Source organism: Lysinibacillus sp. NPDC098008 (assembly GCF_044760715.1).
GTDB lineage: Bacteria > Bacillota > Bacilli > Bacillales_A > Planococcaceae > Lysinibacillus.
Window position 1 is genome coordinate 422,886 of record NZ_JBIWBA010000001.1, and the last position, 15,650, is coordinate 438,535.

A 15,650-nucleotide genomic window follows, 5' to 3' on the forward strand; every position below is an offset into this window, starting at 1 on the left:
TATTATTTTGAACGCTTGTAAAACGGTGTTTCAACTGTGATTACCTTTAAGTGCTTACCACGAATTTCGATTTCTAGCTCAGTTCCGATTGTTGCGAATTGACTGTCAATTAATGCGTGACCAACATTACGCTTAGAGGAAGGAAGCTGTGTTCCTGTTGTTACTTCACCGATTTCCTTACCATCCATTAATACTTTATAGCCATGACGCGGAATACCTTTATCAATCATTTCAATACCAACCAATTTGCGTGGAAGACCATTTTCCTTTTGTGCTGCTAATGCTTCATGACCAATAAAGTCCTCTTTATTTAATTTCACAGCAAAGCCAATACCAGCCTCTAGCGGCGAAATTGTTGCTGATAGCTCTTGTCCATATAATGGTAGACCTGCCTCAAAGCGCAGTGTATCACGACAGCCTAAACCTGCAGGAACAACACCTTTGTCTTGACCAGCCTCTAAAATTTTCCCCCAAAGCGCTTTAATATCCTCTGGAGCACCATACAATTCAAAGCCATCTTCACCTGTGTAGCCACTACGAGAAACTAATACTTTATGTCCTGCAACCTCAACATTCTCTTGGAAGCGGAAAAATTTAATGGCACTTACATCTGTTGAAGTAAGGGATTGAAGCACTTCTTCTGCTAATGGACCTTGAAGAGCAATTTGTGCATAGGCATCAGATTGATTATCAATCGTCACATCATATTGATGCTGATTTTCCATCATCCAATCATAGTCTTTTTCAATATTCGCTGCATTGACACATAATAAATAATGGTTGTCTGCTAATTTATACGTTAATAAATCATCTACAACACCGCCATCTTCATAGCACATCGCTGTATACTGTGCTTGACCTGTTGCTATTTTGGATACATCATTTGTTAAAAGATTTTGTAAAAAGTTAAGTGCATCAGGGCCCGTTACTAAAATTTCGCCCATATGTGATACATCAAATAAGCCTGCACGGTTACGCACTGCATCATGCTCTTCTTTAATAGAAGAAAATTGAACAGGTAACTCCCATCCACCAAAATCAACAGTCTTTGCACCATATTTCGCATATTCTTCAAATAGAGGTGTACGCTTTAATTCATTTGCCATTCATTTTTGCCCCCTTATTGTTCGTTACATGTTTACTCGTAGTAGTTCGTCTGTACTTTGACCTAAAAGACATAAAAAAAGACAGACGAACCCCTTTTTCGGGATTCTCTGTCCTTGCACCTGAAAGTTACACCAAACTGACTCGCAATTCGTTGCCAATTAGTCGGCTTTCCCCTTTGGTGGCTGTTATTGTTATACTACAGCTCTCTCCAGAGTTGCGTCTTGTACGAGTCCTTTTACCTGAGAGATTCATAGCCCATTGCTACTTGCTCCTTCGGTGGCGTCTATACGCGCTCTCCCCGCACAATCATCCGCCCAAGATCAATCTTGGTACTATTTAGTATTCAATGAACATTTAGTTACTTATTTGTCTATATCCTAACATTAAATGCATTGAAAAGGCAATCATTTTTTAAAAAGATAACCAAACACGAATATTCAATTCTTTTTAAGATATTATCGTTCGCCTTTTAACCTTTTCACTTGGAATACTAAATACTCTAGAATTTGACGAATCGTTCTTCCTTCCGTTAGCACCTGTATATGCCCTGCATCACGATAGAACTTTCTTCTGTAATGATACAGCTTTTCAAGCTCTTCTTTTGTGGAGCTTTGAACAATTGGTCTATTTGGGTCATGCTGAATGCGCTTATAAATATCTTCAAACGACGCATCCAGAAAAAACACCAATCCACTGCGTCGCATAATTTTTCGATTTTCAGCATTCATAGCCACCCCACCACCTGTAGAAATAATACAAGCTTCATCTCGGAAGTTTTTCAAAAATGCTGTTTCGATTTCTCGGAAATGTGCCTCCCCGTACTTTTCAAAAATTTCTGGAATGGTCATCCCCTGCTGTCGCACAATTTCATGATCCATATCATAATATGGCATCTTTAATAAATAGCTTAGACGTCTTCCTAACGCACTTTTTCCGCTGCCCATAAAGCCAACTAAATATATTTTTCGCAATTCGAGTCACCTTCTTATAACTACGATTCTACACTGTCTGACAAAATTTGTCCTAATAAATTTATCGTAGCCCGAACATTCAACTTTTCCAGCCCATCATAAGTTCGAAACTGCATTTCATAAGACATACAATACGCAAGAACAAAAGTAGTTACAAAAAATAATAATGCAATTGCGATTAAAAAAATAGCCCCTCTGTCATTTTTCAGTAATTGCCACATAGAAGGTTCGCTCCTTTTGTATACCGCTAGGAAATTTGACAGCTACTGTCAACATATTATCTGTATAGCGAAATTGACATGCATCGACACCATTTAATAGTGGCACATGCCCACCATTTACTTGCTGCTCGCGAATAAGATTGCGGTAACAATCAATATGATAGACTTTTTCAGTGGTTTGTAAGGTAACTCTTTTTTGGTCATTTCGAATCGAAAATGCTGACACATTGTGCAAGTATTGATTGAAGTCGTACACAAATAGCTCCCATTTGGATTGCTCATCCGTTAGCATCGTTGAGGACATTTCAGCAAACCATAGCATAATTAGTATGAGAAGATGGGAAGCTACTACAAAAACAACTAATTGAAATAAAGCTTCTAATAATGTATAGCCTTTGTTATTCATAGACTTCACCCGTTAGCCGAATGCATTTTTGGCGTGGCTTATGCATATTATGAAAGCTTACGCAAATTTCCTGTCCATCATACTGCCAATGATAGTCAATTTGTTCAACCGTCCTAGAGCCTGCTGTTTGTTGTAAAGCTTGATATTGTTTTAATCCCTCATAGGCTGTTTCAGCCGCTATCATCTCTAATTTTTTATTCGTTAGATTAGTTTTCATTGTATAGGTAATTGGCAATAACGATGTGCAAAGTAACATGAAAATACTAATAGCTAAAATTGTTTCTACAAATGAATAGCCTGACTCATTCAACTCTTGCTCTCCCTCGCCCTAATGTAATAATTACCTTTTTCTTGCCCTGCGGTGTTTTAAACGACAATGTGCCAGCTGTCATAACATTGCCTTTGCCATTGTAAACAAGCATATACATGGTGCTTTCTTCTGGTAAAAATGCGACACCTTTTGGAAAAGGACGCTCGTATATATTTGTAAAAGCATTTTTTTGAATGACATAGCGATTAGCTGTTCCACCCTCAAATGTCATTGCTATATATTGGCGTTGGTTCATACTATATGTTTGAATATATTGAATATCTAATTGAAGTTGTGTAAAAAACCGCTCCAGCTCTCTTGTTTCCGCTGTTTTTAAAGAAAATTTCAGCACAATGGCAGTAAGGCTCATGACAATCACTAAGACAATAAGCATTTCTAGCAATGTAAAGCCTGCTTCCTGTTGACGATGTCGCATTAGCCACCTGAACCTGCTTCAGATTTGGCATTGGCTAAACGTACCTCTCCTTCGCTTGTAATCATAATTTCTTCTTTATTGGGACATGTAGTTTCATTTTCTTTGAGGTAGCCTTCCCTCACCAAATCCTCTAATGTTGGATAGCTCATAAAATCTACACGATAGGCCTCGACCTGCCCTTGCACCATTGAAATATAGGCTGTACATCCCTTTTTATCAATTGTGGCGAAATGCTTGGTAATATTCGGTATAGTAATAAGGATCAATACTGAGATAATTAACAATACAATTAACATTTCAATTAACGTAAAACCTGTTTGCTGTTTAATATGCTTCATTCTTTCCCTCCTATACGATTTCAATCATATGATAGATTGGCAGTAATAAACTCATATAAGCCGCTACGATACATAGTGCAATTAGAATAAAAAAGCTAGGCTGTACAAGCGACAGCATTTTCTGCAAAAGATGCTCCTGCTTGTCCATTAATAACTCACTGTACAATACTAGTTCTTTGCCTAAATAGCCGCTTTGCTCACCATGCTCTATAAAAATAGGAAAGTCCTTCTGAAAAACAGCTAGCATCATAACTGCCTGTGCCAAGGATTCACCAAAAATAACTCTTTCTTTTATACGTTGTGAAAGATTTTGTAAAAAGGGCTGAAGCTGCTGCTCCTCTAAAATTTGAAGGCTTGCTTGTAATGAAAAGCCACTTTGCAGTAAGCTTCCTAAATAGGCTGCGAATTGTCTTGTTAATGTTAAACGAAAATAGCGTTGAAGAAATGGAATTTTTAAGAGGATGGTGAGCTGCTTAGCAATGGGTTGCCGTGTCAGTATAAGGCGACAGAGTCCTATTAGACAAAGTGTTAGAAGTATAACGACAATCACCACATCTGGCACATGCAACAGCAAATTAGACAATGCAACGGCTGCTGGTTCTGATTCGACTGTACGGCTTGTTGTCATTTTTTCAATATTGGGTAAAAACACTGTTCGAAATACAAAAAACAGCAATAATAAGAAAAATGTTAATGCAATAGGATAAGCAAGTAGCTTCAACAATTTTTTCTTTGTTTGCTCATTAACAGCTAGCTGCTTAGCAATCCCCTCTAGTGCCTCAATCATATGCCCATTATTCTCAGCTACTGTAATCGCCACTAGATGCTGCTTGCTTAGCTGCAATGTTTCAAGTATGCCTGCTACACCTACCCCTTGCCTCAATTTATCATCAATTTGCCGCTGAACATCCTGATGTGATTCAATATGATGGGGTAACAGCATGGCAAGCGCCTGTGGAAATAAATAGCCCTCCTGCATAAGCACACATAAACGATTGAAAAATTGTGCCTGCTCTCTTAACCGCCATTTTGTTGCCTTTTTATACCGAAGAAGCAGTCGATCAATAGACTTTTGTAACCGCATATTGCTGACTCTCCAATAATTCTTTTTGCCCCATTAATGTTCGTTCATACGGAAGCTCATAGTATGCCTTTGCTGCTATAGCCGAAATAGCCTTACTTAAATAAACATCATCCAAAATTTCATAAATGGCTCGGCGCTCCTCATGTATAGCTGGGGCTTGGAAAAGTATTTGTGCAACAATACCAATCACCGTTTGTCGCAGCTCCTCAATGGACACACCTAAATCCATTAAACGGTACAGACAGTTAATCGAATCTTTTGCATGAATGGTTGAAAGGACTAAATGACCTGTCAAGCTTGCCTCAATCGCAATTTTGGCGGTTTCCTTATCTCGAATTTCACCAATCATAATAACGTCAGGAGAATGCCGTAAAATAGCTTTTAACCCTGTTGCATATGTAACGCCAGCTCGCTCATTTACTTGAATTTGCAGTAAATTGGCTTGGCTGTTTTCTACAGGGTCTTCTAACGAAATAACATGTCGATGTAATTCTGTAGAACAATAATGAATTAAGGAATATAGCGACGTAGACTTGCCAGAGCCTGTTGCACCTGTAAAAAACAAAATGCCTTGCTTATTTTGCACAAGTGCCATTAATTGGTGTGCTGCACTTTCAGAAAAACATAGGGAAGTTAGTGGGAATGTATGGTTTTGAAGAAGTAAACGGATAATTAAGCTTTCTTTTAAAAATACCGAGGGGAGTGTTGATACACGAAAGGCGTATGGGTTTTGTTCCATCGCTTTTTGAAAAGAGCCGCTTTGAGGTTTACGGCGCTCGCTAATATCTAATTCTGCTAGAAATTTATAGTACGAGATCATTCTTTCAGCTAAATCATTGGGCAGCTCACCTGCTTGCAGGAGCTTATCATATTTCCGAAAATAAAGCTGATATTTTACACTGCCTGGCACTAGCAACACGTCAGATGCACCAAAATGATAGGCTTTTAGTAAAAGCTGCTCACACTTTTGCTCAACAACCGTTTCAAAATTTTGCATATATGCACCTCTCTTCTAGTTCATTCGAATATGACCGCTCTATTCGTTACCCCTAGTATAAATAGAAAGCTGTTATCAGAAAAGCCCTTTGCTGAAATTAAAAATTTGCGCTAAAAATATATGAGAATGTACAATTTTCAGCCTTTTCCTTAAAGAGCTTTCTGTGATAGTTAAAGTTTTATCTTGCTTCAGCAGACATTTGGACACCTGCTAAACAATGTAGTTTGGTATGCATAGATAAAAAATTGTTTAAGTTGCTTTATCAAGATCTAAATCAAAAAAATTTATAAAAAACGAGGAGTGATACCTACTAGCTACTTACTTATTTGTTACCGAGCTGTTCCGCCAAACCGAATAGCAGTCCTTCGATTCCACGAATGTAGCAGAGTCGATACAAGTCCTCGTACTGAACCACTTCGCCAACTCACTGAGCACCATGCTTAGTGAGTTTCGATACCATTTCGTCAATGTCTTCAACGGTGAACATAACGCGTAGATAACCGAGGGCGTTTACAGGAGCAGTCCGGTGATCTGCTATAGTAGGCGGGCTGAGAAATTGCGAAAGTTCAAGTCGACTGTGGCCATCCGGGGTAACCATCATAGCAATCTCTACGCACTGAGAACCCAATCCAGTTACACGGCCAGCCTATTCACCTTCGACAGTGGCTCGCCCTTCGAGGTTCAAGCCAATCTCCTCAAAGAAAGAGATTGCGTCATCAAGTGATTCTACAACGACGCTGACATTGTCCATTCTTAGTAATTTATTTTTTGTCATCGTCTTATCTCCTTATGTGTAAAAATTTATTATCTCTATAAATTATTCTATTAAAAAATTCCAAATTCCTTCCAAATAACAAACACCTTGTCATAGAATAGGAAAATGTGAAATTTGATTTTCAGGAAGAAACAGAAAACCTTCACCATCCACTAACATGTATCTCCTGCTGTTATCCTCTAAAATTCCTTCTTGCATCTTCATTACTCCATCTACAAGATCCATTCTTTTTGACGCTTAGGCTACGTCCCCCAACAATAACAATGTTTAATTTTTTGATAATTATTATACATCCTTTTTAATATATCAACTATGTACAAAAAAGAGGATATATGCGCATATATTGAACATAGTGTCCTCTCATGATTATAGTATAGTTAATTTACAATAAAACCAATTTAAAATAATATAGTTGTTTGACTAGTGTTCAACAATCGGGTCATAACGGGGAATAATCAAATTTGTCATTATTTGAATATGTAGCAAACTTAGTAATTACATTTTTCTCGTCCCATTACTTGGAATGATTTTTTTATTTTTTAAACAAAGAGGAAAATCAATATGGAAGTAGTATATTTTGCAGGCGGATGTTTATGGGGCGTACAAGCCTTTATAAAAACCTTACCTGGCGTTCAGCTTACAGAAGCAGGAAGAGCGAATGGCACAAGTCAGACACTTGAGGAGGATTATGATGGGTATGCCGAATGTGTAAAAACAGAATTTGATCCGACAGTTGTCACAATCAGGGAATTAATGGGGTATTTTTTTGAAATCATTGATCCCTACAGCTTGAATAAGCAAGGACAGGATGTTGGGGAGAAATACAGAACAGGCGTCTATAGTGAAAAGCCCGAACATTTACAAGAGGCGAAGGCGTTTATTGGTAAGAGAAATGATTCCAACCTTATCGTTGTTGAAGTATTACCACTTACAAACTACATAAGAAGTGCAGAAGAACATCAAGATAGGTTAGCTAGATGTCCAAATGATTATTGTCATATTCCCGAAGAACTATTAAATATGTATAAGTAAGAGAGATGATGAAAAGATGATTGAGAGAATCTATAGTTTTCAGATATGCTTAAGCATACAATAAAGGGAATAGAACTGTTTTTAAGAAGAATTAAACAATTTTTAAGAGCCTTATTACATATCTCATGTAGTAAGGCTCTTGTAAATGAAACCACTTTATTATTGGCTCCTGTCAGAGATGAGCGATTGCTATTATTCTGTCATTAAACTGTGAACTGTAATTTTTTTGATTTTTAAAGATACCAGCATGGAAACCAGATAGCCTAATAGAAGGATTCCAATGCAAAGTAGTAGAACGGTCGGTAAATGGATGGTAAAATCCAAACGTTTTACGCCTGCACTTGATAGTAATACAGCAAGCATTGGATTAGTGAAAAAGTAACCAAGTGCACCACCAATTGTAACGCCTGTAATGATAACTGGTAGAAAGCTGATGGCGATTTGATGCATTAGTTGCATTGTTGAATAGCCGATAGCTTTCATCACACCAAATTCCTTTTTACGCTTAATAATCATTGTTTTAATGACCAGGTATAGAATCATGACAACAACTAGCACGGTGATGGCTAGAACCGTCAGTAGCACAGCAAACACTGCATCTGTATACATACCTGTTTCGCTCTCTATATTTTCATCGATATCTACTGTTCCAACTAGATAATCCCCATATTGCTCTTGGACATTTTTGATAAAATCTTTGTTCGATATACCATCTAAATAAACATTAAGGGTAGATCCTTTATAGTTTGTTTGTAATTGTTGAATTCCTTCTAATGTTAATGCGGCTACCTGGCCTGAATGATGAATTAATTGACTGATTCCAGTTACTAGAAAACTAGCTGTTTCATTCTCAAATTCTACTTCAACTGTATCCCCAACTCCTTTATTAATTTGGCTTGATACAACCCAAGAGATGGATATTTCATTTTCATATTTTGGCTGGCGACCTTCGTAGACGATATTGTTTTCTAACTGGTCATAATGATTCGTAACATTTGTATACACGATTTGACCATCAATTTTCGTTTGAATTTTATCCAATAGATTCACTTTCCGTACATATTCCATTTGTTCAATATGACTCAAAAGTTCTCTTATATCTACATCTGATTTGATAATTACATACACATTTGCAGGTTCTACACCGAATAAGTCCACAAATGCCGTCTTATCTGACGCAATGTTATAATAGGACACTGCTGAAAAGACAGAGGCAAAAGTTAGTGCAATAATGATGAAAAGAATCATCATATTTTGTTTTGCATTTGCAAGCGTTGATTTAATCGCAAGTAAGAAATGAAGTCCGCCTCTCGCTTTTTCCAATGGAACACGATTTTTTCTAAAGTTATGCGTTTGAATGCCGCCACGAAGTGCTGCAACAGGCAGAATTTTCTTAACACGAAAGGCGGATAGTAGTGTAACGATTAAAACAGCAAGTGTAACAAAGAAAATACTGATCAAATTAGCCATAGGACCAAATGTTTGCGTCCATATTAAACCAGATAACGTTGAAATAATACTTCCGAAGAAAGACATAAAAACATATGACAGCGCAATTCCTATCACACTTCCACAAAGAGCAATGAAGATAAATTGTAGAATCATCGATGAAAGAATTTGCCTACTTGTGTAACCAATCGCTTTAAGTACCCCAATATTTTCCACACCATCTTCAATACTATTTGCAACTCGGAATTTAATGACAATGAGTGAAACAAGTACAATTATTATTGCAAATGCTACCAGTATTGTCGCTAGAAGATTAATCGTTAATGTAGTTACACTTTTCACTTGTTCAATATCTAATCCCCAAATATTAGCATTCACTTCTATTGATTGGTGGAATTCTTTAAAAAAATTGTTTTTTAACGTCGATGATTGTGTTTGATCGTCCAATATTGCAGATATAACCAAGCCTTCTGATTGGGTACTTAATTCATCTGCCAATTTTAAATAGGAAGGTTCCGGCAACATAAATTTCATAACGCCCATGTTATTCGTACCCATCATCGTTGTTTCAAAAAATCCTCCAATTCGATACTCATATTCCTTGTCTTGATAGGTGATGGTAAAGTGATCACCTAATTGATAGCCACCATTTGTTTTAAAACTATACGGCACAAAAATATCATGAGAACCATATGTATTCAGTTTTTCTATCAAATTTAACGGACCAATCCTACGTTTTGTATCCGCATTAAAAATAATGACATTAGTCGATAATTCACTATTGCCAAAGTTAAATTTAGCCATGTTCATTCTGATCATTTCTTCTGTTTCTGACTCTGTCACCCCAGGATATTTCGTTATAAATTCTCCATAACTTGAATGATAATTTGCATAATCCATCATTATTATTGCGTGAGGATCTTTTAGTTGTTCAGCTTTACTTTCAAAAAATGTATTGATTTGTGTGATAACCATTAAACCGATATTCAAAAGTAAAGCAGCGACCAAAATAAAGATAAATAAAGAAAAGGTCGCAGATTTGCTTTTTCGAATATTCGCCATCGCTAGGTTGATGATCTTCACCTTACCACCCCATTTCTGCAAGGAAATTTTTGAGCTTTTTATGGCGCTCGACATTGTCTTTCTCGCTGTATGTACCTAACTGCAAGTCACCGCAAATAACACCATCCCGCAAATAGAGAATCCGATTTCCGCGCAACGCGGTTTTCATATCATGCGTGACCATCACGATACTTTGCCTGTTACGATTGACATTGGTAAATACATCCAGAACACTAGTACTAGCTGCTGAATTTAACGCACCGGTTGGTTCATCCGCAAACAATAATTTCGGGCTGTTTATTAATGCTCTAACAATTCCAACTCGTTGCGCCTCCCCGCCAGAAAGCTGTGTTGGGAACTTAGACCATGCATTTTCGCCGATTCCTACTTGATTCAATAATTCTTTCGCTTTTTCTTCAACTTCACGCTTATTTTTATTCACTAACAGACCACTTGCCAGTACATTATCAAGCACACTCATATTGTCTAATAAATAAATTTGCTGAAAGACAAAGCCACAATGATTTCGTCTAAATACCGCCAGCTGGTCGTTGTTTAATTTTGCTAAATTTTCACCTGCAAAATCAATTGTGCCTAATGTGGGCTTATCCATACCACTCATAGCATAAAGCAGCGTCGATTTCCCAGAGCCTGAACTCCCCATAATGATGGTAAAATCCTCTTCTAGCAAACAAATATCCAAATTTTTTAATACATGCTGTTGAATTCCAGCGCTTGAGAAGGTTTTACATAGCTTCTCTGTTTTAATAATTGCCTTTGTCATATTTTTTGTACGCTCCTTTATATTCAATTCAAAAAAGACTGTAATGAAGATTACAGCCTTATCATACAAAATAAATTCTTAGCCAATCTTTAGGCAATTCTTAACTAATCCTTAATTCTTATGCCAGTTTAATTTTTAAGACAACTGTAAAGCCATCTTGGCGGTTGTAACAGTGAATATGGCCCTGCATATTTTCCATAAAATATTTTGAGATATAGAGACCAAGCCCTGAACCATTCTTCCCTTCAACATTTTTTCCGCGATAATATTTATTAAACAATAGGGGCAATTCTTTTTCACTAATGCCACATCCGAAATCTATCATATGGAGTTCGAGATAACCGTTATTAATTTGCGACTTAACGATGACCTTTGTGCCTGCATATTTATAGGAATTACTAATAATATTGTCTATTACCTGCTGCATACGTAAGGGGTCTGTTAAAATAATGCATGGTGGAATAGCATCATAGACGATTTGATGATCATAATTAACATTTTCAATCATCTCTACAAGGATTTCGCTCGATTGCTCAGTTACCGTTAACTTTAATTGTTGTAGTTCTTCCAACGTAGCGTGGAACATATCCGTCACAAGTAAATTAATTTGCTCTGCCTTTGAGGAGATCGTCTGCACCTGCTTTATGACCTTGTCCTCCTTTGCCTGCATCAGCATCAATTCACTAACTGCCTTGATGGAGGCGACAGGTGTCTTAATATCATGACTTAATGTGGCAACTAACTCCTTCTTACTGCGATTGGATTCATACTCTCTTTGACGAGCAGCATCAAGCTCTTCCCGTAATAGATCAAAGCTTTCCGTAAATGCGCCAAAGTAATTGTTCTTGCCCATATTTAAAGGTATATCGAAATGACCCCTCGCCACATTTGCGGCAAAAGCCTGAAGCTGCTGAAATGGCTTTAATAAGGTCCTGTAAATATAGGTAATATAAAGAATGCTAATGATCATTAATACAGTAAAAATCACAAGAATGGATTTGACTAGTTCACTTTTCATTTGTTCCACTATTTCTTGTTCGTTATTATGGATAATGATTTTTCCTACTATTTCGTTATCTTTCTTTACATCCATCACTATATCCCTATTTTTTATGGCATCGTATATATAATGAAAAGAAGTATCTGATGTTTGGTAAATCACGTTTTCAGAGGCATCTATAATTGAATATGGCTGGAGTATGCTACTGCTGTGAAAAGTTTCTTCCTGAATTTGTCCCCAATTTTTTTCAACTGTTTTGACCAAATCATTTATGGCGATAAGATCCACTTCTTCAGTATTCTTATTGTTAATAATGATGGTTGAGCAAGTAATGCCAACAGCAAAAAACACTACAATCATTATAATGAGCCATTTTATTTTCATCCGCTTGTATCCTCTAAAATATAGCCTGTCCCCCATACAGTTTTAATCAATTGCGGGTTCTTGGGATCCTCTTCAATTTTCTCACGTAAATGCCGAATATGTACATTAAGCGTGCCATCGCCTACAAAGGAATCGCCCCAAACATTTTGAAACAACTCATCTTTTGTGATGATGCGATTTTTATTTTTTGCCAAATAATGCAGCAGTTTATATTCCATCGTTTTTAGTTGAATATCAACTCCCTTTATCCGCATACGATGAAGTTTTGTATCCATTTGGATTTGTCCAAATGTCAAAGTTTCTTGTTGGTTGCTAGAACCATTCCCATATCTTTTAAGTACAGCTTTGACCTTTGCTAGTAAAATACTTAAAGTATAGGGCTTTTGTATGTAATCATCCCCGCCTATGTTAAGCGCAATTAAAACATCATCATCGCTGGAACGGGCACTAATAAATAGAATTGGAATTTGCGTTGTTTTACGCAATTTTTTACATAAATCAAACCCCGACTCATGCCCAAGATTGATATCGAGAAGAATTAATGATGGTTCGTGTTCCTCCAAAAAACGCTCACATTCCACCGCACTTGTCACAAATGCTGTTTTGACCTCAAACATATTAAAATATTCACAGGTCGTTTCAGCTAAAGCCATTTCATCATCCACAACTAAACAATCTACTTTCATCATAAGCCTCCTTTGTACACTTTCAAAAACCATTTAACGGATCATTTGAACTAGACACTGTCCTCTCTTCGATAAAGTTATAGCATACTTTAATGGTATTGCACCATACTTATCTAAAGTATTTTAGTGATGATCAATCAGCGTTGCTTCACCATTAGATTTTCCATTTTTTATCGCTAAACCATTCATGAAAGATTGTACCTTATGTAATTTTTTATTATTTCTTACACATACAAAATTAAGCGCCTTCTCTTGTGTTTTACTATTTTTAAGTGCATCTTCATCACAAATGGTTAATATAATAAAAAATAAATACATGAAAAAATTATTATTTAGACAGAAATAAACTGTATCTTTTTCAATAATACAATATAATAGAACTATCACGATTATTTTCCTAGCATCTGGTAGACGAATAACAATCAAAAAATTTAAAGAGGTGAAGTATATGATCCATCCATTAAAAATTACTAGTACACTAGCTGATGAAACACGATATTCAATCTATGAATATATTTTAAAAGAGAAGAAAACGATTACAGTTCAACATATTGCAGATGAATTTGGCATTCATCCAAATGTTGCTAGACTTCATCTAACAAAGCTTGCAGAAATTAATATTATCACGGCTGACTATATGAAAACAGGCAAAGGTGGTCGACCAGGGCGCGTTTATAAGGCTTCTGAAAAAGGTGTGTCCCTATCATTTCCAAGGCGCGATGAAGAGCGTTTATTAAAATGGACAATTCAATTAGTGCAGGACATAGGTCCATCAGCGCTAACAAAATGTCAGGAAATTAGCTATCAAGATGGCTTTCAGCAAATGAAAACTTATATAAATGCTGAATTAACATTAAGTAATTCCCTTTCCTTCGATGATAAGCTTCAGCTATTAACAGATAATGCTGCATTAATTGGCTATATTCCGCACGTTCAACAAACAGAACATGGCAAAAAAATAATATTCTCCATTTTCAATTGTCCATTCCAAGAGCAGCTAACTGCTCATTCCGAAATTGTATGTTCATTACATGAATCCTATTTAAAAGGTCAACTAGATGCATTATTCTCAAACAATGAATTTGTACAAATGGAAAGTATGGTACATAATTGTGATTTATGTAAATATGAAATAAACGTGACAGAAATGGATCGCTAGTTTAAAAATCCATTTGTTTGTCACAAAGAAGCAGAAGTTCCAGTTTACAGACACCTTTCATATCATTTATAATGAGTAAGAGATTATTGTGTCGTGGGCAAAAGGAGGGGAAATCTTCATGGATAATATGTATAAAGTTATGGCTTTCTGGACAGGTATTTTTGCCGTTATGTTCTACCTTGGTGGTATGAACGAGGTATCGCTATTATTCGTAGGTAATACAGGTTTATTCTTATTATTAGGCTTCTTAAACCTTTCAGAACGTATGTACATGTACATTTTCGGAGCATATTTAACTGTATTCTTCGCTGGCTTCACGTACTATACAACATTCATTCACGTACCTGGTGGCGGTCATTAATCAAAGAAAATCGCGCATCTCATGCTATAAAATGAGATGCGCTTTTTTTGATTGTTTTAATCGGCAATATTGAATTTATCTATCAATGATTAAAAGCCATTTAAAAATGGATTGGTTTCCATTTCTGCGCCAACCGTTGTATAGCTGCCATGCCCAGGATAAATAATCGTATCCTCTGGTAGCGTTAGTAATTTCTCATGAATAGAGGTTAGTAATACTTTAGTGGAGCCACCTAATAAATCTGTACGCCCTATTCCCTGCTCAAATAATGTATCTCCTACAATCGCAAAGCCATCGTTCTCAAAGATATAGGAAATACTCCCAGGCGAATGTCCTGGCGTAAAAATTGCTTTAAAACTAAAATTACTTATTTCAAATGATTGCTCTTCTTTAATAATATACTCTTCGGCTGGAGCAGCTACAATATAATCTGGTAATGCTGCATATTTACTGGAGCCATTTTTCACGGGATCCCCGAGCCAGCTTACTTCCTTCTCATGAATCCATACAGGCACAGAAAAAGCCTCACGTACAGCCTCCACAGCGCCTATATGGTCAAAGTGGGCATGTGTTAAAAAGATCGCTAATGGCTTTAAGCCATTGCTACGAATTGTTTTAATAAGATGCTCTGCTTCCTCACCTGGATCAAATATTATACATTCCTTGTCTTTATTCGATACGATATAGCAATTTGTTTGGACTGGCCCAAGCGCATAGCTTCGTACATTCATCATAGTGATCACCTCAATAGTTTATTATACAGGCTTTGCCACAATTTGACGATAAATGTTCATAGTTTACGCTATTTTAGTTCTCGACAAAAACAGGTGGAACGTATACAATTAAGGAGGAATATTGTTTGCGACATTCATTTTCTGATGTCGAAAGGAGTGTCTATTTTTAATGAACTTATTAATGGTTATTTTTGGTCTAGTAGCGATTTTAGCTGTAGTTGGTACATTCCAAGCAATTAAAGAAAAGAACCTATTAAGCGTTGTTTTCAACTTATTAAGTGCTGCCGTATTCGGTTGGTTTGTCATTATGACAATCATTCATAGCGGTTACCCACCAAAATTACACTAAAATTT

Annotated in this window: 18 protein-coding genes, 1 pseudogene and 1 riboswitch; of the genes and pseudogenes, 4 read left to right on the forward strand and 15 right to left on the reverse strand. The window is 36.5% G+C overall.

The features are described 5' to 3' along the window. Positions 1 to 2 precede the first annotated feature (2 nt). The 10 genes and pseudogenes from gcvT to ACIQVU_RS02110 form a co-directional block, all read right to left on the reverse strand. Entirely contained in the window at positions 3 to 1,106 is a 1,104-nt protein-coding gene (gcvT, locus tag ACIQVU_RS02065) for a glycine cleavage system aminomethyltransferase GcvT (protein ID WP_340806412.1), read from the reverse strand. Between the two features lie 218 nt (positions 1,107 to 1,324). After that, a riboswitch (glycine riboswitch) is annotated at positions 1,325 to 1,417 on the reverse strand. Between the two features lie 145 nt (positions 1,418 to 1,562). After that, positions 1,563 to 2,078, reverse strand: a complete 516-nt coding sequence (locus ACIQVU_RS02070) for a shikimate kinase (RefSeq protein WP_340806413.1) — start codon at positions 2,076 to 2,078, stop codon at positions 1,563 to 1,565. A gap of 20 nt (positions 2,079 to 2,098) precedes the next feature. Then, positions 2,099 to 2,299, reverse strand: a complete 201-nt coding sequence (locus ACIQVU_RS02075; RefSeq protein WP_341299668.1) for a hypothetical protein — start codon at positions 2,297 to 2,299, stop codon at positions 2,099 to 2,101. After that, positions 2,277 to 2,705 (reverse strand): competence type IV pilus minor pilin ComGF, encoded by a 429-nt coding sequence (gene comGF / locus ACIQVU_RS02080; protein ID WP_340806415.1) that lies wholly within the window; start codon positions 2,703 to 2,705, stop codon positions 2,277 to 2,279. Before comGF ends, ACIQVU_RS02075 begins: the two co-directional genes overlap by 23 nt. Next, positions 2,698 to 3,015: a hypothetical protein gene (locus ACIQVU_RS02085; RefSeq protein ID WP_402893545.1), complete on the reverse strand. Its 318-nt coding sequence runs from the start codon at positions 3,013 to 3,015 to the stop codon at positions 2,698 to 2,700. Before ACIQVU_RS02085 ends, comGF begins: the two co-directional genes overlap by 8 nt. Further along, positions 3,008 to 3,451 carry a competence type IV pilus minor pilin ComGD gene (gene comGD / locus ACIQVU_RS02090; protein ID WP_340806419.1) on the reverse strand — a complete coding sequence of 148 codons (444 nt, stop codon included), beginning with the start codon at positions 3,449 to 3,451 and terminating at the stop codon, positions 3,008 to 3,010. The genes ACIQVU_RS02085 and comGD overlap by 8 nt, the downstream gene beginning before the upstream one ends. Continuing rightward, positions 3,451 to 3,789, reverse strand: coding sequence for a competence type IV pilus major pilin ComGC (comGC, locus tag ACIQVU_RS02095; protein WP_340806421.1), 339 nt, complete (start codon positions 3,787 to 3,789; stop codon positions 3,451 to 3,453). Before comGC ends, comGD begins: the two co-directional genes overlap by 1 nt. A 10-nt stretch (positions 3,790 to 3,799) precedes the next feature. Beyond that, the gene (gene comGB / locus ACIQVU_RS02100) at positions 3,800 to 4,873 is read right to left on the reverse strand and encodes a competence type IV pilus assembly protein ComGB (protein WP_340806423.1); all 1,074 of its coding nucleotides are present in this window, start codon (positions 4,871 to 4,873) and stop codon (positions 3,800 to 3,802) included. Continuing rightward, positions 4,851 to 5,870, reverse strand: a complete 1,020-nt coding sequence (comGA, locus tag ACIQVU_RS02105; RefSeq protein WP_340806425.1) for a competence type IV pilus ATPase ComGA — start codon at positions 5,868 to 5,870, stop codon at positions 4,851 to 4,853. Before comGA ends, comGB begins: the two co-directional genes overlap by 23 nt. Before the next feature lie 322 nt (positions 5,871 to 6,192). After that, positions 6,193 to 6,645 (reverse strand): annotated as a pseudogene (locus tag ACIQVU_RS02110) (VOC family protein). Positions 6,646 to 7,206: 561 nt separating this feature from the next. Between ACIQVU_RS02110 and ACIQVU_RS02115 the strand changes: the two are divergent. After that, a complete protein-coding gene (locus ACIQVU_RS02115; RefSeq protein ID WP_402893550.1) occupies positions 7,207 to 7,677 on the forward strand; it encodes a peptide-methionine (S)-S-oxide reductase in 471 nt (156 codons plus the stop codon). A 192-nt stretch (positions 7,678 to 7,869) separates the two neighbouring features. Here ACIQVU_RS02115 and ACIQVU_RS02120 read toward each other — a convergent pair whose 3' ends face one another. The 4 genes from ACIQVU_RS02120 to ACIQVU_RS02135 form a co-directional block, all read right to left on the reverse strand. After that, positions 7,870 to 10,263 (reverse strand): ABC transporter permease, encoded by a 2,394-nt coding sequence (locus tag ACIQVU_RS02120; RefSeq protein WP_402893552.1) that lies wholly within the window; start codon positions 10,261 to 10,263, stop codon positions 7,870 to 7,872. Continuing rightward, complete coding sequence (locus ACIQVU_RS02125) at positions 10,211 to 10,972, reverse strand: ABC transporter ATP-binding protein (protein ID WP_402893554.1); 762 nt, start codon at positions 10,970 to 10,972, stop codon at positions 10,211 to 10,213. The genes ACIQVU_RS02120 and ACIQVU_RS02125 overlap by 53 nt, the downstream gene beginning before the upstream one ends. 118 nt (positions 10,973 to 11,090) lie before the next feature. After that, entirely contained in the window at positions 11,091 to 12,356 is a 1,266-nt protein-coding gene (locus ACIQVU_RS02130) for a HAMP domain-containing sensor histidine kinase (RefSeq protein WP_402893557.1), read from the reverse strand. Then, positions 12,353 to 13,042, reverse strand: a complete 690-nt coding sequence (locus ACIQVU_RS02135; RefSeq protein WP_402893567.1) for a response regulator transcription factor — start codon at positions 13,040 to 13,042, stop codon at positions 12,353 to 12,355. The genes ACIQVU_RS02130 and ACIQVU_RS02135 overlap by 4 nt, the downstream gene beginning before the upstream one ends. 448 nt (positions 13,043 to 13,490) lie before the next feature. Here ACIQVU_RS02135 and ACIQVU_RS02140 point away from each other — a divergent pair, with 448 nt between their 5' ends. Both ACIQVU_RS02140 and ACIQVU_RS02145 read left to right on the forward strand, forming a co-directional pair. Then, positions 13,491 to 14,201 (forward strand): helix-turn-helix transcriptional regulator, encoded by a 711-nt coding sequence (locus tag ACIQVU_RS02140; RefSeq protein ID WP_340806436.1) that lies wholly within the window; start codon positions 13,491 to 13,493, stop codon positions 14,199 to 14,201. A gap of 118 nt (positions 14,202 to 14,319) precedes the next feature. Next, positions 14,320 to 14,562, forward strand: coding sequence for a DUF2626 family protein (locus ACIQVU_RS02145; protein ID WP_024361272.1), 243 nt, complete (start codon positions 14,320 to 14,322; stop codon positions 14,560 to 14,562). Positions 14,563 to 14,651: 89 nt separating this feature from the next. Here the strand turns inward: ACIQVU_RS02145 and ACIQVU_RS02150 are convergent, their stop codons facing one another. Continuing rightward, a complete protein-coding gene (locus ACIQVU_RS02150) occupies positions 14,652 to 15,296 on the reverse strand; it encodes an MBL fold metallo-hydrolase (RefSeq protein ID WP_340806438.1) in 645 nt (214 codons plus the stop codon). A 169-nt stretch (positions 15,297 to 15,465) separates the two neighbouring features. Here ACIQVU_RS02150 and ACIQVU_RS02155 point away from each other — a divergent pair, with 169 nt between their 5' ends. Beyond that, complete coding sequence (locus tag ACIQVU_RS02155; protein WP_053994384.1) at positions 15,466 to 15,645, forward strand: DUF2759 domain-containing protein; 180 nt, start codon at positions 15,466 to 15,468, stop codon at positions 15,643 to 15,645. Positions 15,646 to 15,650: the final 5 nt, after the last annotated feature.